Source organism: Leucobacter luti, assembly GCF_019464495.1.
Taxonomy (GTDB): domain Bacteria; phylum Actinomycetota; class Actinomycetes; order Actinomycetales; family Microbacteriaceae; genus Leucobacter; species Leucobacter luti_A.
In genome coordinates this window covers 2,958,843-2,979,927 of sequence record NZ_CP080492.1, presented here as the reverse complement: position 1 = coordinate 2,979,927, position 21,085 = coordinate 2,958,843, and the positions used below count along the sequence as shown (strand labels likewise).

19 protein-coding genes are annotated in these 21,085 nt (G+C 63.0%); 2 read left to right on the top strand and 17 right to left on the bottom strand.

What is annotated here, in order from left to right; genetic code table 11:
• The first annotated feature begins 110 nt into the window (after nucleotides 1-110).
• Nucleotides 111-1,304 (top strand): multidrug effflux MFS transporter, encoded by a 1,194-nt coding sequence (locus K1X41_RS13350; RefSeq protein ID WP_220174818.1) that lies wholly within the window; start codon nucleotides 111-113, stop codon nucleotides 1,302-1,304.
• A 10-nt stretch (nucleotides 1,305-1,314) separates the two neighbouring features.
• Here the strand turns inward: K1X41_RS13350 and K1X41_RS13345 are convergent, their stop codons facing one another.
• The 8 genes from K1X41_RS13345 to K1X41_RS13310 form a co-directional block, all read right to left on the bottom strand.
• Entirely contained in the window at nucleotides 1,315-3,054 is a 1,740-nt protein-coding gene (locus tag K1X41_RS13345) for an ABC transporter ATP-binding protein (protein ID WP_243735981.1), read from the bottom strand.
• The gene (locus K1X41_RS13340) at nucleotides 3,051-4,073 is read right to left on the bottom strand and encodes an ABC transporter permease (RefSeq protein WP_132202192.1); all 1,023 of its coding nucleotides are present in this window, start codon (nucleotides 4,071-4,073) and stop codon (nucleotides 3,051-3,053) included. The genes K1X41_RS13345 and K1X41_RS13340 overlap by 4 nt, the downstream gene beginning before the upstream one ends.
• 1 nt (nucleotide 4,074) lies before the next feature.
• Entirely contained in the window at nucleotides 4,075-5,157 is a 1,083-nt protein-coding gene (locus K1X41_RS13335) for an ABC transporter permease (RefSeq protein ID WP_132202190.1), read from the bottom strand.
• Nucleotides 5,158-5,215: 58 nt separating this feature from the next.
• Complete coding sequence (locus K1X41_RS13330) at nucleotides 5,216-6,820, bottom strand: ABC transporter substrate-binding protein (RefSeq protein ID WP_132203929.1); 1,605 nt, start codon at nucleotides 6,818-6,820, stop codon at nucleotides 5,216-5,218.
• A gap of 521 nt (nucleotides 6,821-7,341) precedes the next feature.
• Entirely contained in the window at nucleotides 7,342-9,066 is a 1,725-nt protein-coding gene (locus tag K1X41_RS13325) for a dipeptide ABC transporter ATP-binding protein (protein WP_220174817.1), read from the bottom strand.
• Nucleotides 9,063-10,046 carry an ABC transporter permease gene (locus K1X41_RS13320; RefSeq protein ID WP_258566557.1) on the bottom strand — a complete coding sequence of 328 codons (984 nt, stop codon included), beginning with the start codon at nucleotides 10,044-10,046 and terminating at the stop codon, nucleotides 9,063-9,065. Before K1X41_RS13320 ends, K1X41_RS13325 begins: the two co-directional genes overlap by 4 nt.
• Nucleotides 10,039-10,965, bottom strand: a complete 927-nt coding sequence (locus K1X41_RS13315; protein ID WP_220174816.1) for an ABC transporter permease — start codon at nucleotides 10,963-10,965, stop codon at nucleotides 10,039-10,041. Before K1X41_RS13315 ends, K1X41_RS13320 begins: the two co-directional genes overlap by 8 nt.
• 184 nt (nucleotides 10,966-11,149) lie before the next feature.
• Nucleotides 11,150-12,760, bottom strand: coding sequence for a peptide ABC transporter substrate-binding protein (locus K1X41_RS13310; RefSeq protein ID WP_220174815.1), 1,611 nt, complete (start codon nucleotides 12,758-12,760; stop codon nucleotides 11,150-11,152).
• A gap of 258 nt (nucleotides 12,761-13,018) precedes the next feature.
• On the opposite strand from K1X41_RS13310, the gene K1X41_RS13305 reads away from it, so the two are divergent.
• On the top strand, nucleotides 13,019-13,816 hold the full coding sequence (locus tag K1X41_RS13305) for a CPBP family intramembrane glutamic endopeptidase (protein WP_220174814.1): 798 nt from the start codon (nucleotides 13,019-13,021) through the stop codon (nucleotides 13,814-13,816).
• On the opposite strand, the gene K1X41_RS13300 is transcribed toward K1X41_RS13305, so the two are convergent.
• The 9 genes from K1X41_RS13300 to K1X41_RS13260 form a co-directional block, all read right to left on the bottom strand.
• Nucleotides 13,813-14,514, bottom strand: a complete 702-nt coding sequence (locus K1X41_RS13300) for a hypothetical protein (protein ID WP_258566556.1) — start codon at nucleotides 14,512-14,514, stop codon at nucleotides 13,813-13,815. The two genes, K1X41_RS13305 and K1X41_RS13300, sit on opposite strands and share 4 nt — an antisense overlap.
• Before the next feature lie 72 nt (nucleotides 14,515-14,586).
• Entirely contained in the window at nucleotides 14,587-15,510 is a 924-nt protein-coding gene (locus K1X41_RS13295) for a homocysteine S-methyltransferase family protein (protein WP_220174813.1), read from the bottom strand.
• Nucleotides 15,511-15,521: 11 nt separating this feature from the next.
• Nucleotides 15,522-16,295, bottom strand: a complete 774-nt coding sequence (locus K1X41_RS13290) for a phosphotransferase (RefSeq protein WP_132202176.1) — start codon at nucleotides 16,293-16,295, stop codon at nucleotides 15,522-15,524.
• Nucleotides 16,296-16,325: 30 nt separating this feature from the next.
• Complete coding sequence (locus tag K1X41_RS13285; RefSeq protein WP_133615678.1) at nucleotides 16,326-17,132, bottom strand: GTP pyrophosphokinase; 807 nt, start codon at nucleotides 17,130-17,132, stop codon at nucleotides 16,326-16,328.
• A gap of 136 nt (nucleotides 17,133-17,268) precedes the next feature.
• Complete coding sequence (locus K1X41_RS13280; RefSeq protein WP_220174812.1) at nucleotides 17,269-17,925, bottom strand: DUF1345 domain-containing protein; 657 nt, start codon at nucleotides 17,923-17,925, stop codon at nucleotides 17,269-17,271.
• Between the two features lie 69 nt (nucleotides 17,926-17,994).
• On the bottom strand, nucleotides 17,995-18,204 hold the full coding sequence (locus K1X41_RS13275) for a DUF4287 domain-containing protein (protein ID WP_132202170.1): 210 nt from the start codon (nucleotides 18,202-18,204) through the stop codon (nucleotides 17,995-17,997).
• A gap of 63 nt (nucleotides 18,205-18,267) precedes the next feature.
• Nucleotides 18,268-19,872 (bottom strand): alpha/beta hydrolase, encoded by a 1,605-nt coding sequence (locus tag K1X41_RS13270; protein ID WP_220174811.1) that lies wholly within the window; start codon nucleotides 19,870-19,872, stop codon nucleotides 18,268-18,270.
• A 55-nt stretch (nucleotides 19,873-19,927) separates the two neighbouring features.
• On the bottom strand, nucleotides 19,928-20,320 hold the full coding sequence (locus K1X41_RS13265; RefSeq protein WP_220174810.1) for a zinc ribbon domain-containing protein YjdM: 393 nt from the start codon (nucleotides 20,318-20,320) through the stop codon (nucleotides 19,928-19,930).
• Between the two features lie 283 nt (nucleotides 20,321-20,603).
• Nucleotides 20,604-21,014, bottom strand: coding sequence for a DUF4259 domain-containing protein (locus K1X41_RS13260; RefSeq protein ID WP_220174809.1), 411 nt, complete (start codon nucleotides 21,012-21,014; stop codon nucleotides 20,604-20,606).
• Between the last annotated feature and the right edge of the window lie 71 nt (nucleotides 21,015-21,085).

Sequence of the window (21,085 nt, the reverse complement as noted above, 5' to 3'; positions counted from 1 at the left end):
CGGGGTGCCGGGCACCGCGGGACCTTCCCCCGTGGGTGCCGAAGAAGCCGACGCATTATTTTAGCGGATCTTGACGAGATTCGCTCACAGCAATCGTATATGATCGGAAAATGACTGCCCGCCCGAAGCTCACCACGGGCCTCCTGGCGGTGCTTTCGTTCCTCGCAGCCACAGGTCCGTTCGCGACCGACATGTATCTGTCGTCGTTCACTGAGATAGCCGCAGACCTGGGAGCACCGGCATCCTCCGTACAGCTCACGCTCACCGCTTTCCTGCTCGGAATCGGTTCTGGCCAGCTCGTGCTCGGCCCACTCTCAGATCAGTGGGGCCGCAGGCGAGTGTTGCTTGGCGCGCTCGCAGTCTTCGCGGTCGCGAGCATCGCCATGGTGTTTTCCCCGAGCATCGGTGTGTTGATCGGGCTTCGCTTCGTCCAAGGTTTCGCCGGCGCGGCAGGTGTGGTCGTGTCGCGCGCAATTGCGGTCGATCTTACTGAGGGCGCCGCTGCGATCCGCGCCATCAGTCTCATCGCCATGTTTGTTGGCCTCGGCCCGCTCGTCGCGCCTCCGATTGGAGGCGCCATCTCTGCAATCGCCGATTGGCGCGCAGTGCTCGCCACACTGGCGGGAATCGCGGTCGTCATGTTCGCGCTGGCCGCCCTGTTCATCCCGGAGTCCCTCCCCTCCGAACAGCGCAATGCCGCGGGCCTCCGCGCGGCCATCGGCCATTTCAGCAGGCTGCTCCGCGACCGCGCGTTCCTGCTGCTGATGGTCGTGTTTAGTCTGGGGTTTGGGGGCATGATGGCGTATATCTCAGCCTCCCCGTTCGTCGGCCAGACCATCCTCGGCATGCCACCGTTCCTGTACTCGCTCGCGTTCGCTGCCGGCGCGCTCGCCATGATCACCGCGAACTTCATCAACGCGAAGCTCGCTGGCACGGTGCGAGCGACGCGCATGCTGGTGCTTGGCACCGTGTTTGCGGTGCTTGCAGGCGCTGCGTTCACGGTCCTCGCTACGACCAACACGCTGTCCCCTGCCGCGTTTATCGTCTGCGCTTTCACGCTGACGGGTGGCACCGGGCTCATCATGTCGAATGCGAGTGCTCTCGCGCTTGCCCGGGCCCGGGCGGCGAAAGGATCCGGATCCGCCCTCCTCGGCGCAGGTCAATTTGCCGTCGGCGGGCTCGCGTCTCCGCTCGTGGGCGCATGGGGTGAGCACACGGCACTACCGATGGCGCTGTTCGTGCTCACCGTCGCCGTGCTGGCCTGCGTCGGCGCCGTGATCGTGCATCGCACGACGCCGCGCTAGGACCAGCAGGCTACGCCTCCCGCAATTCGCGCGCCAGTTCGCGGCGGACTGCTTGCTCAGCGGGATCAGGCACCGGGAGCGACGCGAGGAGCCGCTGCGTGTAGAGCTCGCGCGGGTGCTGCAGCACCTCGGTTGTCGTGCCGCTCTCGACGAGTTCACCGTGGTACAGCACGCCAACTCGATCGGCGAGGGCATCGACCACCGCAAGATCATGAGTGATGAACAGCGTGGCAAAGCCCAGTTCAGCCTGCAGCTCGGTGAACAGCTCAAGCACTCGGGCCTGCACCGACACATCCAGCGCGGAGGTCGGCTCATCCGCAATCAGCAGTTTCGGATCAAGCGCGAGCCCTCGCGCGAGTGAGGCACGCTGCCGCTGCCCGCCAGATAGCTCGTGCGGATAGCGATCACCGTAGGCACGCGGCAGCTGCACCGCTTCAAGCAGTTCGTTCACCCTCCCGCGGGCCTCTTCAGGTGTGCGCGCAATCTTGTGCACTACGAGCGGCTCCGCGACGTTTTCCGCAATGGTGAGCACCGGGTTGAAGCTTGACGCGGGATCTTGGAACACGAATCCCAGGTCCCGGCGGGCCGCCCGGAACTTGCGTTCTGAGAATCCCACCATCTCGTGCCCCAGCACGCGGAGTGAACCGCCCGTCGCGGGAGTCAGGCCGGCAATCGCGCGCCCGATCGTGGACTTGCCCGATCCGGACTCCCCCACCAGCCCGTACACTTCGCCTGCGGAAATCTCGAAGTCCACTCCGCGCACCGCTTGGAAGCCTGGCTTCCCGAGCCTGCCGGGATACCGAATCTCGAGACCGCGGGCGCTCACGAGCGGAGCAGGACGCGACTGGGGTTCGCCCGTGTCGGCCGTTGCTGACCCGGGCGCTGGCGCCTCGGCGCGATCCGCCACTCGGATCCTGCCGTCGCCGAGCTTCAACACCGCCTGCAGCAACTGCTTCGTATAGTCCTCGCGCGGGTGCGCAAACAGCTCAGCCACCGGCGCACGCTCGATCACCTCACCCTGGTACATCACGGCGACGTCGTCTGCAAGGTCCGCAACGACACCCATGTTGTGCGTGATGAGCAGGATCGCCGTGCCGAGATCAGCCTGCAGTGTGCGCAACAGGTCCAGGATCTCCGCCTGCACCGTGACGTCGAGCGCCGTGGTCGGCTCGTCAGCGACGATGAGTCCCGGCCGCAGCGCGAGCGCCATGGCGATCATCACGCGCTGCTTCTGGCCGCCAGAAAGCTGGTGTGGGTACGAATCAACGCGCTCGCGCGGATCCGGGATCCCCACCCGCTCCAACATCGCAATCGCCTGTTCGCGTGCCTCTCGTTTGGAGAGTTTGGCGTGCGCACGCAGCCCCTCAGCGATCTGCCACCCCACCGTGTAGACGGGGTTGAGCGCGGTGGACGGCTCTTGGAACACCATCGCGACGTCTCTGCCGCGCACACGTCTCAGCTCTTCTCCCGTGAGGTGGAGCACGTCGTTCGTCTCGCTGCCGTCGCGAGACGATAGGATCACCGAACCGGACGCGATTGCGGTCTCAGGCAGCAACCCCAGCACGGTGCGCGCGGAGACCGTCTTGCCGGATCCTGACTCGCCCACCACCGCGAGTACCCGACCGGGCTCCACGGCGAGCGACACTCCGTTCACCGCACGCACAGCGCCCTGATCAGTGGCAAAGGTCACTTCAAGATCGCGGATATCGAGCACACGCTCAGTCCGCATCGGATTCGTCTGCTGACTCATAGCGTCGTTCCTTCCTGGCGCGCAGCGATCGAGGTTTCTTCGACCGTGCCGCTGCCCGCTTTGACGCGTCTGCGACTGCGCAGGCGCGGATCCGCGAGGTCGTTCAGGCTCTCCCCAGTCAGCGTCAGACCAGTGACCACGAGCACGATTGCAAGGCCGGGCCACAGGCTGGTCCACCAAATCCCATTCGTGACATCGGCGATCGCCTTGTTCAGGTCATAGCCCCACTCCGCCGCCGAGTTCGGCTCGATACCAAAGCCGAGAAACCCGAGGCCAGCGAGGGTCAGAATCGCTTCGGAAGCGTTCAAAGTAAAGACGAGCGGCAGCGACCGCGTCGAGTTGCGCAGCACATGCCGGAACATGATCCGGCTCCGGCTCGCGCCGATCACGCGTGCGGACTCGACGAACACCTCGGATTTCACGCGCACCACTTCAGAGCGCACGACCCGGAAATACTGCGGGATGAATACGACCGTGATCGACAGCGCCGCCGACCAGATCCCACCCCAGAGACTCGACTGGCCTCCGGAGATGACAATAGACATCACAATCGCGAGCAGCAGCGAGGGGAACGCGTAGATCGCGTCGGTGAGCATCACGAGTACGCGATCAAGAGCACCGCCAAGATACCCGGAGACGAGTCCGAGCAGCGTGCCAGCGAAGATCGAGGCGAGCACTGCGATCACAATCACGAGCAGCGCGGTACGCGAGCCCCAGATCACTCGCGAGAGCACGTCATATCCTGCGATCGTGGTGCCGAACGGGTGCGCAGCTGATGGGGGCGTGCGAGATCCGAAGTCCCCGTCAGGCCCCGAGAGCGCGTTGAAATCGTAGGGCGCGATCAGCGGAGCGAACGCCGCGAGCACGATGAACACTCCCATGAGCACGAGCCCAGCGACCAGCATGCCACGCTGCAGGCCAACGCTCTGCCGCAGCTGCTTGATCAGCGGCCAGGAGTGCCAGCCGCGCTCAGGACGGTCTGCGGTGAGGATCGCTTCGGTTTCCGTTGGAGCCGACATCTCAGTACCTCACTCTCGGGTCGATCAGCGCGGCCACGACGTCGACCACAAAGTTGCTCAGCGCGACGATCACGGCGAGCAGCGCGACGATCCCCTGCACCGCAACAAAGTCGCGGGCGCTGAGATAGTGAGCGAGCTGGAAGCCCAAGCCCTTCCACTCAAAGGTGGTCTCGGTCAGCACCGCACCGCCGAGCAGCATTGCGATCTGCAGGCCAATCACCGTAATGATGGGGATCAGCGCGGGGCGATACGCGTGCTTGGTGACGAGACGGAATTCCCGCACGCCGCGCGAGCGTGCCGAATCGATGTATTCCCGTCCGAGCGTGCCGATCATATTGGTGCGTACGAGGCGCAAGAAAATGCCAGCGGTCATCATGCCGAGCGTCAACGCTGGGAGCACGGCGTGGGCCAGCACATCTCCCACGTTGGCGAGGTTGCCGGTGCGGATCGCGTCGATCAGATAGAACCCCGATGGCCCGTCGAGCATCTGCAACTGCAGTTCGGTGCCGATCGAAGCGCGCCCTGAGAGGGGGAACCAGCCGAGCCACACTCCGAAAATGAGCTTCATGAGGAGGCCAGAGAAGAATACGGGCGTCGCGTAGGTGAAGATCGCGAAGATGCGCAGCGCAGCATCGGGGCCGCGGTCCCGATAGTAGGCCGCGAGCATGCCGAGCGGAATGCCGACGACGAATGCAACGATCAGCGTGAAGAACGCGAGTTCGAGCGTGGCCGAGCCAAAGGTGACGAGCACCTCGGTGACGGGCCGATTGTCACTGATCGTCGTGCCGAAATTGCCAGTGAACACCTGTCCGAGGTATTCGAAGTACTGGGTGAGGATCGGCCGGTCATAGCCGGCATCGTGGATGCGCCGCGCGAGTTCGTCTGGCGGGAGCTTTCCACCCACGGCGGCAGTGATCGGATCACCAATGCTCCGCATGAGGAGGAACACCATCGTGACCAGGATGAACACGGTGGGGATGATGAGTACCGCGCGCCACAGAATGTAGCGCAGCAGGCCACCGCGGGTGCGGCGAGCGGGCATCTTCGTTGGCGAAGACACAGCCGAGGCGTCAAGAATAGTCATAGCGCGTGTCCCGGAATGGGGTGAGGCTCGATGCCCCACCCCACGCCGAAATCAACCGTTACTGCTTGGTGATCGTTCCGAGGCGGAACTTGAAGGAACCGTCGAGCACAACCCCGTCGATTGCGTCGGTGGTGATCGCAACCTGCGTGCCCTGGAGCAGCGGGATCATCGGCACGTCCTTCGCAACCTCGGCCTGCGCCTCTTCAATGAGAGAAGTCCGCTCCGCCGGATCAACGGCCACGCGTTCCTGCGCAATGAGCTCGTTCGTCTTCGGCGAGGCGTAGTGGTTGTTGAAGAAGCCACCGTCAACGAAGAACGGCGTGAGGAAGTTGTCGGCGTCCGAGAAGTCAGGGAACCATCCCAGCTGGTACATGGGATAGGCGTCGGCCGGGAAGTCCTTTGAGTACTGGCCCCACTCCGTGGACTGCAGATCAACGGTGAACAGGCCATCGGCCTCGAGCTGCTGCTTGATCAGCGCGTACTCCTCAGCGGAGGCATCGCCGTAGTGATCCGGGTTGTACTGCAGCTGCAGCGTCACCGGCGTGGTCACGCCTGCTGCCTCAAGGCGCGCCTTCGCAGCGCCCGCGTCTGCGCCACCCTTCGCGTCACCGTACAGTTCCTTGAACGCGTCCGTCGCGCCGGTAAAGCCCTGCGCCACCGGGCTGAAGAGCGGGGTGAAGGTGTCCTTGTAGACCTGCGTCGCGATCTTCTGTCGATCGATGAGGTCAGCGGCGGCCTGCCGCACGGCGAGAGCCTTTGCAGGATCAGCTTCCGGTGTCTTCGCACCGAAGGGCTGCGTGTCGAAGTTGAATACGATGTAGCGAATAGCACCACCGGGGCCGTCAACGAGCTTCAGCCCATCGGTCTTCCCGAGCTTCTCGGTGTCAGTTGCCGAGAGGCTGCGGAATGCGACATCGATCGCCTTCGTCTCCATTGCCTGGCTGAGGTTCGTCTCGTCAGCGAAGTACTTCACGTTGACGCTGGCGGTCTTCGCCGGCCCCCATAGGCCGTCGTAGCCGTCATACGCCTGGTATGACGCGAGGTCGTTCTTCTTGAAGTTCTCGAGCGTGTACTGGCCGGCGAATGCCTTCCCCTTCACGATCTCGTCGTCAGTTGCGAGCTTGTCAGCCGGGAAGACTTCCTCGTCGACAATCGGCGCCACCGGCGTTGAGAGCACCTGCGGGAAGGTCTGGTCGTTTGCCTCCTTGAGCGTGAACACCACCGTCGTCTCGTCAACGGCCTCGACGCTCTCCAAGTTGCCGAGCAGGCTCGACGGCCCGCTTGGGTCAGCGATGGCGACCTGTCGATCGAAGCTGTGCTTCACATCTGAGCTCGTCAGATCGTGTCCGTTGGCGAACTTCAGTCCGCTCTTGAGTTTGACCGTGTACTCCGTCGGCGCGGTGAACTCCGCTGACTCGGCGATATCTGGCGCAACCTCGCTCGATCCGATCTCATGGTTGAGCAGGAACGGGTACACGTTGGTCATGACGGCGAACGAGCCGTTGTCATACGAACCAGCCGGATCGAGGGCGGTTACGACGTCGGTGGTGCCGACGGTGATCGCTTCGCCGCCTGATCCTCCCGAACCGCCGCTGCCGCCAGAGCCACCGCTCGCGCACGCCGTGAGCAGAACTGCAGTGCCGAGTAGCGCGGCCGCAGACATCATTGTCTTCTTCAAGAGCTTCCTCCAGTGAGCAGGAATACGAGCATCAATGCGCGTATCTATCAACATCCTGAGCCTAGTCACTCTCAGGCCCGCACTGCTTCCTCTGGGACCAATTTGTAACAAGCTGCTCAATCCAGCTCGAAATACTCGCAAAATGACATTCAATGGGCACAACGCAACGGGTATCGCACTCGCGGCGCACGCAGAACCGCGCGCAACGCGTGTCAAGTTTGCGTGTGTGCCCGAGGAACCGCGCTCCCCACCGCAGCCCCCACCCAGCCCCAGCCCCAGCCCCGCCCCAGCCCCCGCCACGCGCCGTGCGGGCCTGTGAATCGATTCATGGGTCCCAATTGGGCGCTTCACGGGTGCTGAAGCCCCCCATTTGGGACCCATCGACGGGCAGAGCCGTATGGAACTCCACCGGCACCTGGCTTCAACGGCTCCACCCACACTTCAGCCCCCGGTCCGAAACGGGCCGAGGGCTGAAGTGCTGATGTGCTGAGGACTCAGATGAAGAGTTAGTTCACCCCAAGCTCAATCCCCGCACCGGGGATCGCAGCGAGCAGGTTCTTCGTGTACTCCTCCTGCGGGTTCTCAAACACCTCGTCAGTGGATGCCTGCTCCACGATCTTGCCCTGCTGCATCACGCAGACGCGGTCAGCGATCAACCGCACGACCGCCAGATCGTGGGTGATGAACAGGTAGGTGAGACCGAGCTCCCGCTGCAGCTCAGCGAGCAGGTCGAGGATCTGCGCCTGCACGAGCACGTCGAGCGCGGAGACGGCCTCGTCGAGCACGAGGATGTCTGGCTTCAGCGCGAGCCCTCGAGCCACAGCCACACGCTGACGCTGGCCACCGGAGAGTTCGTTCGGGTAGCGCGTTGCGAGCTCACGCGGCAGGGCAACCTGATCGAGCAGCTCGAGCACTCGAGCCTTACGGCTTGCTGCATCCCCCACGTTGTGGATCTTCAGCGGCTCCATAATGGTGTTCCCGATGTTGTGCAGCGGGTCGAGCGATCCGTACGGATCCTGGAACACCGGCTGGAGCGTGCGCCTCAGATCGAAGAGCTCCGACCGTTTCATTCCGGCAGTCTCCCTGCCGCCAATGCGGATCGTACCCGAGCTCGACGGCTCGAGTTGGAGCACCATCTTCGCAATCGTGGATTTGCCGGAACCCGACTCGCCCACCAGCGCCATCGTCTCGCCGCGCTTCACGGTGAAGGTGGCACCAGAGACCGCGTGGAAGTCCTCGGTGCCGAAGTTGCCCTTGCGAAGCTTGTAAATCTTCCCGAGGTCATTGACTTCGATCATCGGCTCACCGTGCTTAACCGCACGATTCGAGCTGTCTGCGAGAGCCGCAACGTCGAACGTCTCGGTAGGAGCGGCCGGCAGAGTCGAGTCGGAGCCAATTCGGCGGGAAGCCAGGCTCGGAGCTGCCGAGACGAGACGCTTCGTGTATGGGTGCTGCGGATTCTGCAGGATTTCTCGGCTGGGGCCCGATTCAACAATGTTGCCCTGATACATCACGATGAGCTTCTCCGCGCGCTCAGCTGCGAGACCAAGATCGTGTGTGATGAAGACCACGGCGGTCCCCAGCTCCGACGTGAGCTTCCCCAAATGATCGAGCACGACTCGCTGGACCGTCACATCGAGTGCCGAAGTGGGCTCATCAGCAATCAGGAGTTCAGGTTCAGCCGACAGACCAATCCCGATGAGCGCGCGCTGCTTCATTCCGCCAGAGAACTGGTGAGGGTACTGCTTCATTCGCTGTTCAGCGTTCTGCAGCCCCGCCTGTTCGAGCACCTCAACGGCGCGGGCCTTCACCTCTTTGCGCCCCTGTGCGAGGCCATTGGCCCGGATCGCTTCCTCAACTTGGAAGCCAATCGACCACACCGGGTTGAGGTTCGACATGGGATCCTGAGGCACAAGACCGATCTCGCGCCCTCGGATCGTCTCCATCTCGCGCCGGCCGATACCGACGAGTTCGCGACCACGCCAGTTCACGGAGCCACCAGTGATGGTGCCCGTGCCAGGAAGCAGGTTCATCACAGCGTGCATTGTCGTGGACTTGCCCGATCCGGACTCGCCAACGATCGCGACCGTCTCCCCTGGGTAGACATCAAAACTGATGCCATGCACGACTTCTTTGAGTTGCTTGTCAACTTTGAACGCGACCGCGAGATCGCGCACGCTCAGGACGGGTTCCATCGGCGACGCCGTTTCTTCTAAGTGGGGTGCGTTCATCGCCGTGCCCTCGCCTTCGGATCGAGCGCATCGCGAACGACCTCACCCAGCAGGATGAAGCCGAGCACCGTAACAGTGAGTGCGAGCGAGGGGTAAATAAGCGGCATGGGATCGGTACGGAGAGATAGCTGAGCTGCACTAATGTCGTTGCCCCAGCTAATGAACTCCCCGCTGGGAAGACCGACACCGAGGAACGACAGCACCGACTCTGCAACGATCGCAGAAGAGAGCGAGATCGTTGTGACCACGATCGCTGGCGCAATCGCATTCGGGATCACGTGTTTCAGCATCGTGCCCATGCGCGACAGCCCCAGTGATTCGGCTGCCATGACAAAGTCCGCGTTCTTCACACGGAGAATTTCGCTTCGCACGATTCGCGCGGTAATGGGCCAAGAGAACCCACCAATGGCAAGTGCAATCACGAGTGGATTGCGGTACTGCGACATGACACTCATCACGACGACCGCAGCAAGGATGTACGGAATCGAGAAGAAGATATCGCCAATGCGGGAGAGCACCGCATCAAGTGCTCCGCCAAAGAAGCCGGCGATGGAGCCCATGATCGTGCCCACCACAAATGTGAGCGCGATGACGATGAGTCCAACGGAAACCGAGGTATTCGTGCCGTAGATGATGCGCGAGTAGACATCGCAACCCTGCTTGTTGAATCCAAGCGGGTGTCCGGCGGTGGGCCCACCATTGGAGAACTGCAGCGAGCAGGCACGCGGGTCAGCCTGCGTGAAGATCCATGGGAGGAGCGACACGAGTGCAACAACCAACAAGATCGCTGCCGATATCCAGAACATCGGGCGGCGTCGCATGTCACGCCAGGCATCGCGCCACAGCGAGGACTTCTTTTCGCCGATCCGAACGGCGTCGACTGCCGCGACCGGGGTTTCTGTCACCGGGGCAACGAAGTGCTCGGCGACGGGGCGTACGCCATCGAGGTTGCGGCGTTCAGGCTTCATGGGCTCAGGCATAGCGAATCCTCGGATCGAGAACGGCGTACAGAAGGTCAACGACGAGGTTCACGCCGAGATAGATCAGCACCATGACGGTAACGAACGACACGACGGTCGCATTCTCGCCCTTGAGGATCGCCTTGAATAGGACATTACCGACGCCGGGAACATTAAATATGCCCTCCGTGACCGTGGCCCCGACCATCAAGATGCCGAAGTCTGTCGCCGTATTCGTGATTGTAGGGATCAGCGAGTTGCGGAGTACGTGGACGGGAATGACACGCCCGCGGCTCAAACCTTTCGCATACGCGGTTCGTACGAAGTCCTGGTTCAGCGTGTCGATCACCGAGGACCGTGTGAGGCGCATGCTTGTGGCGTACAGGCTCACACCCAGCACGATTGCCGGAAGGAGAAGGTCTTTCGTCGGAGCCCCCGCGCCGACGGTCGGGCTAAACCACCCGAGTTTGAGTCCAAGTCCGTACTGCGCGATGAATGCAATCACGAAGATCGGGATGCTCATGAATACGAGTCCGACGATCAGGTTGATGTTGTCGAACAGTTTGCCCTTGCGCAGGCCCGAGAAGAGTCCGATGACAATCGCGAGCACGAGGGAAAGTACAATCGCCATCGCCGCCAGCTTGATGGTGACCGGGAACGCCCGAGCGAGAATCTCAGAGACCGGTTCACCCGAGAAGCTCATACCAAAGTCACCGACCAGGATGCCCTTCAGGTACAGCAGATACTGGATAAAGAACGGCTGATCAAGGTTGTACTGCTCTCGAAGACGATCCAAGATCGCTTCACTTGGCACCTTCTCGCCAAACATCGCGGCGACAGGGTCGCCGGGCATGGCAAACACCATGAAGTAGATCAAGAACGTGGTGCCCAGGAGTACTGGAATCACTTGAAGGATTCGAAAGAGGATGTATCTCAGCATTCGCTGCTCCTCTCCCGTCCGATGGAACTATGCATGTCTGTATTCTCTCGCAGTTGTGATGCGTAACAAACCAGCGGACTTCGGTGTCCGTCGATTTGGGAAGCGGTTGCGTGCGCCGCACCTCGGATGGTGGTGCGACACGGCAGCAGGCCCCGGAGGATTCTCCGGGGCCTGCCTCTATGTGTTACTTCTTGGTGATCTCGTTGAAGATGGGAACGGAATTCCACCCGAAAGCGACGTTGTCGACGTTTTCGCCGTGTCCACCGGTGGTCCCCTGGTACCACAGCGGGATCGACGGCATTTCGTCGAGCAGGATCTCCTGTGCTTCCTGCAGCTTCGCAACCGACTTGTCGTGGTCTGCTTCCTGCACAGCCTCGTCAAGCAGCGTGTCAAACTTCTTGTTGCTGTAGAAGCCGTGGTTGGAGCTTGCGCCCGTGTAGTACAGGGGCTGGAGGTAGTTGTAAGCACCCGGGTAGTCAGCCTGCCAGCCGGACCGGAACGGGCCGCCAACGGTGTCCGCTTCGCGATCATCCAGGAAAGCCTGGAAAGTCGGGTACAGCTTCGGAGCAGCCGTCACGCCGAGGTTGTTGGCCCACTGGTTCGCGACTGCCTCAATCCACACCTGGTGCGGTCCGTCGGAGTTCGTCGCTACTTCGAGCGTTCCTTCGTAGGGGCTCATCTTGTCGGCCTCTGCCCACAGTTCCTTGGCCTTTTCCAGGTTAAAGTCGAGGTTCTCGACACCCGTCAGGTCCTCGGTGTAGCCGTCAACAATCGGGGAAGTGAAGTCCTTCGCCGGGATGTTCGTGCCCTCAAAGATCACATCGATGATCTCTTCGCGGTCAACTGCCATTGACAGCGCCTGGCGGCGCAGCTTGCCTTCTTCGCCGGAGAAGTGCTCAAGGTTCTCTGAGATCGTCAGCGTCGTCATCAGAGCGCCGGCCTGGTTGATCGCGCGATCTCCGAGCTCATCCTGGAACACAGCGAACGACGTATCCGGGATCTGATCGAGCACGTCGAGGTTGTTCGCCAGCAGGTCCGTGTATGCGGCGTCGAGGGAAGCGTAGACCTTGAAGTCAATGCCACCGTTGGCAACTTCACGGGGTCCGACATAGGTGTCGTTCTTCACCAGCTTGATCTCGACATCGTGCTTCCAGGCGTCGTCGCTCGCAAACTTGTAGAGGCCGTTGCCGATCGGCGACTGGCCGAAGGCCTCCATGTCTTCGAACGCGACATCAGGGAGCGGGTAGTACGCCGAGTATCCGAGACGGTCCGGGAAATCCGGTGTCGCTTCGATGGTGAAGGTGTGATCGTCGATCACCTTCAGACCGGATAGCTCCTCCACGGGCTCGGTCTCGCTGAAACCAGCGATAGCGCTGAAGAAGTACTGGTTGCCGAGAGCGTTGTCGACGTTTGCTGCGTAGTTCCACGCATCAACGAAGTTCTTCGCGAGCACCGGTGTCCCGTCGGAGAACACCGCGTCGTCGCGGAGCTTCACCGTCCAGGTTGTTCCGTTATCTGATTCGATCGACTCAGCGACACCCATCTGGGTAGCGCCTTCGGCATCGTAGTAGACGAGGCCTTCCCACAGTGCGTCGACGACCTTGCCGCCACCCACTTCAGTCGTATCAGCAGGGATCAGGCCCTTTTGAGGCTCGGTAGCGTTGACAGTGATGATGCCTTCGCCACTTCCGGCTGCATTGCCGGTCGATCCGTCACCCGACGTGCACCCTGAAAGGGCGAACGCGCCGGCGGTGGCCAGAGCAATGAACCCTAAGCCCATCCGTGATCGCTTCACTGGTGTCCTCCTTGAACATGCCCGCGGAGCCGGGCACGTCACAACAAAGTGAAGCCCATCCCCCGCGGGATTGAGATGTGTACTCCACCAGACTATCGACAGATTTCCACCGCATTTTCGAAAACGGTCCACGTAACGACTTCGTGACCCAGTACTGTAGATGTCCGCAAACTCCACGCGGGAGTCGGGGCAGAAGTCTGTACGAACCCACCAGAATCTCCCGGGAACTCTGCACCGCTCCAGCGATAGCCTGAACCCGTGAATGTCTCAGCATCTCGAGCCCGGCTGCGCTGGGAAATTGGCATCGTGCTCGCCCTGTCGTTCGGCGCTTCTGCCGTGTACGCCATCGTCGCCATCACCGAGCGTCTCACACGCGACACCACGCTTGCCGAGCAATCGACAACGATCAATCGCTCGCTCGCTGAACGCCCAGTGTTTGATCTGGTCTATCAGCTCCTCGCGTTCGGCTTCGGGCTCGCACCAACCGCGCTTGTGGTGTTCCTCCTGTGGCGCTCAGCCGCCCCGCGACTCGGCCGGCTCGGCTTCGGTGCCCCGGTCAACGTTTCAACCGGCGCCAGCCGCCGTTGGTGGCTGGGCGAGACCGGCTGGGGTGTCGGGCTCGCAGCGCTGATCGGGATCCCGGGAATCGCCTTCTACCTGGTTTCCAAGGCAATCGGAATCAACCTCACAGTGGTGCCGACCAGCCTCGACGCGTTCTGGTGGACTGTGCCGGTGCTCGTGCTTCAGGCATTGCGCGCGGCGCTGAGCGAAGAGCTCATTGTCGTGGCGTATCTGTTTGACCGGCTGCGGCGACTCGGTCTCGGCACGATCGCGATCATCCTGACGAGCGCGGTGCTGCGTGGCAGCTACCACCTCTACCAGGGGTTCGGCGGCTTTCTCGGCAATGTCGTCATGGGCATCGTGTTCGGTTGGGCGTACCACCGCTTCGGCAGGATCCTGCCCCTGATTGTGGCGCACTGGATCCTCGACATCGTCAGCTTCGCCGGGTATCCGCTCGCGCTCGCCCTCTGGCCCAGCTTGTTCGGTGCTCCTTAGCCGACCTTGATTGTCTTCACCCAGGCGTCGAGCAGCCCCCAGACCTCGTCGTACAGCTCCGGTGCAGCCGCACACTTCGTGGCGGGCTTCGCAACTTCAAAGCTGCCGTCGGCGAGTTTCGTTGCGCCCCATTGCGTGCGCATTGCCTCACACTCCGCGGGGAATGAATTGAACAGTTCGCCGCTGAGACGCAAATCTGTCTGTGTCGGGATCTCGAAGCTCGCGCCGCCGAGCCGCTGTGGCCACTGCGATGTCGCATTCCACGGGCCAATGGGGAACACGATGGTGTCCCCCACCTCAACTGACGGCACCTCGTCGTCCGGTTTTTCCGTCTCCGGCTTCTCAGTCGGCTGTGTGCTCGGCGTTGTGGGAGGTGTCGTCTGCTGTGACGTTGTGGGGGTGGTGGTGGTGCTCGCGGTCGGAGCCGGCGCCTCCTGACCACGGGCCATATTCAGCACCACGATTGCGCCGATGATGGCGAGCACGGCAACGACACCGACGATAATCCATGGCTTCGCTGCCTGCGCGCGCGAGCTGGGTGCCTCGCTCTGGGCACGTCCGACTGCGCCTCGTTCGGCGGGGAACTGTGCAGTGCGCACCCGATCCGCCTGCTCATACGCGAGGCGTTCACGGGCAGGGACAGGCTCGGGCGTCTCATCGGGCGTGCCGAAGAGTTCCTCCAGTGGGTCCTTATTCACACCCCCACCCTAACCATTCGAATCACGTATTCCGTGTCAGTATGCCCAGTAGGCCATACTTTGCACCGCGAATTACACCTCAGCGAGCGCCCTGATATGCGGAACATCGGTGCCGCAGCAGCCGCCGAGTGCCACGGCGTTTGGCGCGAGCGATCGCAGCGCGTGGACGCCGGCAGCAAAGGTGGCCGGCGGATCCCCTGCACCTTCGTCGCCCTGCTCAGCGGCGTTCAGCCGGAAGCCAATGATCCGTTCCAGTTCGGGAGCACTAGCGCTCGCCGAGAGGCCGAGGGTCACCTCGCTCGGGTGCGCACAGTTCACGAGAAACCCAATGGCTGCGGCGTCTGTGGCGGCATCGGCCGCGGCGATCGCCTCGGCAACGGTGCTGCCGTCGCCGAGCAATCCGTCAGCGCCAACGGCAAATGAAACCGCGACGGGAATCCTCGCCGCCTGTGCTGCTCGGATCACGCCGATTCCTTCTGCCGCATCGAGCATCGTGACGGCAGTGACCCGATCGGCCCCCGCTTCTGCGAGTGCTACGACCTGCTGGGAGTGATAGCGTTCAGCTTCCTCGGCTGTCATTCGCTCCGCCGGGACGAACTCGTCAAATCGCGGGCCGACACACCCATTGATGATGACGTCGAGCGGCACTTCATCGCCGCGATCCTCGCTCGCCTCGCGCACGAGCGCGACGGCATCGCCGTTGGCCTGAGCGAGCGCAGCGGTGTCGGCCCCCACCCGGGCACCCCAATCTGGGTTTGCGCGCCACGTCGGGGTGTCGAGCACGAGCGGAAGCCCGCGCTCGGCAGCCAACTCAACGAATGGCCGATAGTATTCGCGGAGCGCGGCGCGCCCGTCAACGCTCTGCAGCAGCACGAATGCGGCGAACTCTGGCAGTTCCTGGCCGAGCCGATCCACGAGGGCAGTTTCGATGCCCCCATCGGTCAGGGTCAACGTGGACGCTCGGTTTGCGGCGGCCCGGTCATCGTGCACAGTCATGTTTCGCTCCCTCAGTGGTTCGCAATCGTGCCCAGTGCGGCCCGGATCAGCTCCCGGCGCGCGTCGAAACCCGCAACGCGGGCAAGATGTCGGTCCATCACTCCGGCGTCGCGCAGAGCGATCGTGCCAGGATCTCCGCGCTCGATCCCTGCGCGCCAGCGAGCAGCGATCAGGCCCATGCGGGCGTCCACCGCGTCGAGGAGTTCACTCGGATCGATGTCACCGTAGGATGCAGCGGCAAGCGCGACACGGCGAGCGGCGTCCGCAACGGGAAGTTCACGCAGCAGCGGCACCCCTGACCAGCACAGGAAGGCGAGATCGTCGATCGGCCGGCCCGGCCCCGCGCGATCCCAGTCGATCATGCCGGCGAATTCACCGTCCACCACGACCCAGTTGTAGAGCCCGGGATCGTTGTGACAGATCACCTCGTCTGAGGCGAGCTCCTGGACGCCTTGGCGCCATTCGAGTGCGCCCGGCCGGAACTCGCGCACTGTATCGTGAAAGCGTCGGAGCCAGGCCGCGGCTGCAGCGAGCGCGGCGTCGTCGACTTCCTCGGTCTCAGGATCAAGTGTCGCTCCCGGGAGGTAGTCGAGCACCTCGCGATGTTCCGCGTCGATCCCATGCACCGCAGGGATCCCGTCGAGTCCACGCTCGTTCAGAAACGCCAGCAGGTGATGCACGGCGGGGGTCCAGGGGCCAGTCGGCCGATGGACGCGCGTCTCACCGTCTGCGCTCCGCATGCGCCAGACGCCGCCCGATCCTCCCGGCAGGTGTTCGCTCTCCACGCTTCGACCGTAGCGCACGGGCGCCGCAGACTACACCGGGCGAACGGTGCGCCGTTGTGGTTCAGGCTCCTGCATACGCGCGATCCGCTGCTGCCTGGTTGCCTCTTGTACCCGCTGCAGGTTAATCGGGCCGGTGTGCGGGGGCGGCGCGCCGTGCAGCTGAGCGTGCAGCCGTTCCATGCGGGTGTCGAGTTCTGCTGCGGTATCGGCGGCGTGCTTGAGCTCGCGCGTGAGAGTGTCCGGCACCTGGCGTGCGTATTTGTAGTAGATCTTGTGTTCGAGGCTGGCCCAGAAGTCCATCGCGATGGTGCGGAACTGGACTTCAACCGGCACGTCGACGCGGCCGGTCGAGAGATAGACGGGGATCGAGAGGATCGTGTGCAGGCTCTGGTAGCCGTTGTCTTTCGGAGTCTCGATATAGTCCTCGACTTCGAGCACCGTGATGTCGTCTTGCTGAGTCAGGAGGTCGAAGAGCCGGTACACATCGTGGATGAAGGCGCAGGTGACACGGACGCCTGCGATGTCTTGAATCTCGGTGCGGATGACCTCAAATTCGCTACTGATCCCCCGCCGCTCCAGCTTTGAGACGAGGCTGTCGACCGATTTCACCCGACTTGAGACATGCTCAATCGGGTTGTACTCGTGCATGTGGAGGAACTCCTCGCGCAGGATGGCAAGTTTCGTTTCAACCTCCTGCATCGCAAAGCGATACTCGAGGAGGAACCGCTGCATCTGATCGCCCAGCGTGCGGAGGGCGCTTGCCGAGATCGTGATCTCGTCGTCAACGTCGACCTCCTCCTGGGTAGCGGCGAACGCGTCCGGTGCAGGAGTGCTCATGTCAGCAGCGTATCGCCGGCGCTTCAGAACGGGCTGTGATTTCGCGGGACGCGAAGCCCGACGCAAAGCCCGACGCAAAGCCGGACGCAAAGCGGGCGAGACGTTACCGCCGTGGCGTGCTGGTGCTGGTGCTGGATCAGCCGAGTCCGGCAATCAGGTTGATGACGACGGCCAGGATCCCGGCCCCGAACAAGTACGCGAGCAGGGTCTGCGCGATGACGATCCTGCGGATCTCCGCCCGTGTCACATCGGTGTCAGCGACCTGGTAGGTCATGCCCAGTCCCACCGAGAAATACGCGAAATCGGTGTAGCACGGGTCGTCGTCCTGATTGAAGTCGATCCCCCTGGCTAGCCCGTCCCGCGTTCCCGGCTCGTAATAGACCCGCGCGTAGTGGAGCAGGTAGTTCGTCTGGATCAATGCCCACGAGGACACCACGCTCAGCACCGCTATGCCGGCGAGGGCCACGGCTTCCCCGTCTGCAGCGCTGCGGGCCTCAACAATGACGACGCCGACCGCGCCAAGACTGATCACGCTGCCGAGGATGGCGACGATCCTGGCGATGCGATGTCCGGGATCCTCAGCCGTGGCGTGTGCGCGCGTAGCCGCCGGGTCCATGGGCCAGATCTGCAGGAGCACCCAAGTGGTGCTGACCAACGCGAGCACGCCCCACCCCACCAGCACACCCGCGGCTGGGCCCAGCGCAGGCGTAGCGAGCACCCCTGCGATGAGTCCGACCGCGAGCGCGACCGCCCAGCGCAGTCGCAATTGCGCACGAACGGAACGTAGCCTCATATGCCGATGGTATGCCTGGAGCCGTGCGCGGCGCATCATTCAGCGGAGCGCGCGGTGTCGGCGCACCGACTACGCGCCGCCGTGTTCGGCGCGGAAGACGTGCACCAGCGCGTTCGCATGCCCGTGGCCCATGCCCTGCTCCTTCAGGAACGCGACCTGGTCCATGTGCTTCTGCCCCGCGAGCGGACGCAGCTCAGCGAACCACTCCTCGACCGTCTTGCCGTACTTCGACTCGATCGACGGGAAGTAGGACTTCGGGCCTTTCACCTGTTCAGACATGCTGCCTCCTGGTGGGAATTGTGGTGTGGCAAGGATTCTATGCCGAGTGCCAGCCAGATCGCCTCAACTGCGGTCGTCGTCGCGGCACACGGTGTCAGGCTTCGGGAGGTCACCGCTGAGCAGGTAGCTCGTGACTGCGGAGTCGATGCACGTAGACCGACCGCTGTAGGAGGCGGCATGCCCTTGGCCATCCAGCGTCAGCAGCGTGGCGTTGCCCAATTCTTCGACGAGCTCTTTCGCATACTGGTAGGGGGTGGCGTGATCTCCGGTGATCCCAATCACGAGAATCGGATCCGCTTCGCTCGCATCAAAGCGCTCTGTGATGTCGAGACCACTCTCGGGCAGTGCGTAGCAGGAGAGATCAACGAACGGCGCGAGGGTGTCGTCGGTGATCTCGGGGCCACCGAGCAGACGGGGCATTCCTGTCTCCCGGATGTGCGCGAGGAGGCCGGGAATATCGGGCTCGATCGGGAAGGAGTGGCAGGTGACGATCTCCATGGCGAGGTCGACGCTCCCCTCGTTGCTCGCGAAGATCGCAGCGACCCCGTCGATCGCGTCCTGGTCCCCCAGCAGGGCGAGTGCAATCTGATCGAGTGCGCGGCCGCGCTCGTAGTGGCTCTGGTACAGCGTCTCAGTGAGATATGCCTGCAGCAGATCACCGCTCAGCTCTGTGCCGTCGCTCGCCACGAGCGGTGTCTCGTTCAGTTCGCTGAGCACACGCAGCAGCGAATCCTCATCGACAAACGGACAGACCTCGACCTCGTCGCGGAACTCCGTGCGACACGACGTGGCGAGTGACACCGTGGCGTTGGCGATCGCCACCGACTGGTCGAAGCGATGGATTGGGCTTGCCCACTGTGCGTTTTCTGCACTGTCAAGCACCATCCGGCCCACGCGGTTGGGGAACAGGGTGGCGTAGCTTGCGCCCAGCATCGTGCCGTAGGAGTATCCGAAGAAATCGAGCTTCTCAGCATCGATGAGTGCACGCAACAGTTCCATGTCGCGCGCGACCTGCGAGGTGCCCATGGTGTGCGCTATCGGGTTCGTTGCGACGCAGGAACCGATCTGGATCGCAAGAATCTCTGATCCGCCCCCGTCACAGTCGAGCGGCGTGCTGTTCCCGATCCCGCGCGGATCGAAGCCGAGGAGATCGTACTGCTCAAGGACCGGCTCAAAGCCGGGCGAGAGCGGCATTCCGAGCATGAAATCGACGCCGGTGGCGCCTGGCCCGCCCGGATTGCCGAGCAGTGTGCCGATCGGTGCGTCACCCGTTGCCGGAATGTGCACGATCGCAAGCGTGATCTGGTCTGTGTCGTCCGGGTCCGTCCAGTCGAATGGTGCGAGCACGGTGCCGCAGCGGATCTCGCTGACGTCCACGTCAGCGTCCTCGAGCGCTTGTGCGAGCACCCGGTCGAGGCCGTCGCTGGCGGAACACGCTCGCCAGCTGATCTGCTGTTCGTACACTTCTGGAAAATCGCTCGCTTGGCGTGCTGCAGCCTCTGACGGGGGCACACTTTCCGAGGCGGTGAGCTCTCCGGAGCGCGCGCTGGAACCGTCGGGAAGCCCAGGGGTGAGATGTGCGCAGCCGGAGAGCGCGAGCGTGAGGGCAAGCACCCCGAGCATCGCTCGCCCCGCACGAGAATTCCGAGTCTTGTTCACCGTCCACATATGCCTCATGCTAGACGGCTCACCGGGCGCGTGGGGCGCGTGGCGTGGCTCCGCGCTAGGAGACTTTCTTCACCACGCTGGATTTGAGCTGCAAACGACCAAAATCCGGGATCCGCGCGTCGATGTCGTGTCCGTTGCCCGTGTCTTCGGTCAGTCGAATTCCGCGCACTTTCGTGCCCACTTTGATCGTGCCACCGCCGCCGCCCGAAATCTTGACGCTTTTGACAAGCGCTACGGTGTCTCCGTCGGCGAGCACGTTGCCGACCGCATCGCGGATGCGGCCGTCGCCCTCGTCACTGGGGTCCTCCGAGTCTTCGCCTGCCCCGGCTGGGGCCCACTCATGTGCGCACATCGGGCAGACGAGCAGCGCTCCCATTTCGTACGCGTACTCGCTCGCGCACTCGGGGCACGGGGGAAGCTGCGTGGTCTCAGGCGTCTCGTCGGTCATGGGGGCCTTTCTCAGATGGGATACTGGCCCTCACCTGCTCGGCAGGGCAGTGGACCAGCTTCAGACCCTACCTCGTTCTGTACCGCGCTTGTAATTCCCAGTGGCTCGCGCCAGCACCTGCTGATCGTGTTCGAGGTCGCGCCCCAGACGCGCACGGGTTCGTTCAGCGCTGCTGCCACGCAGCACCGTCACAGTGCGGCCGCCGCGCAACACGTGGAGCTCCCCGCTCGCGGTGACGCGGAAGCTGAACGGGTCGTTCGCAAGACCCGGCGGCAGCCCCGAGCTATGATTCGGCTGGCGCTTCTGCCTCGTCATCCTCTTCGCTCTCGCTCTCGCTCTCGCCAGGATCGCCGTTGAGTCGCGTTTCGAGCACAGTGAGCTCTGCGCGAACTGCGGCAAGAACCTCGGGATCGTCTTCCCAGAGCTCGCGGAATTCAGAGTCGGGCTCGAGCATCTCGGAGAGCAGCTCGATCCCACGCTTGAACAGCGCGTCGAGTCGCTCAAGATCGCCTGGCCAGATGTAGCCGCGGCCGAGCACAGCGAGGAGGTACCCAGCTGCACGAATGCGGTCGTAGTCGTCGTCCGCCTCGAACGCTTCGGAGATGCGCGCGTCTGCGTCAATCCCCTCGAAGAATTCAGCGAACCAATCCGCAGCACCGTCCGTGTCCCAGGGTGCGCTGCCCCATGCTCCCATGTGCGTCACCTTTCGTGTGTTCGGTATGCCGCAGCCGATCGATCTGGGCAGTGTTTTGAGTGTAGCGACCT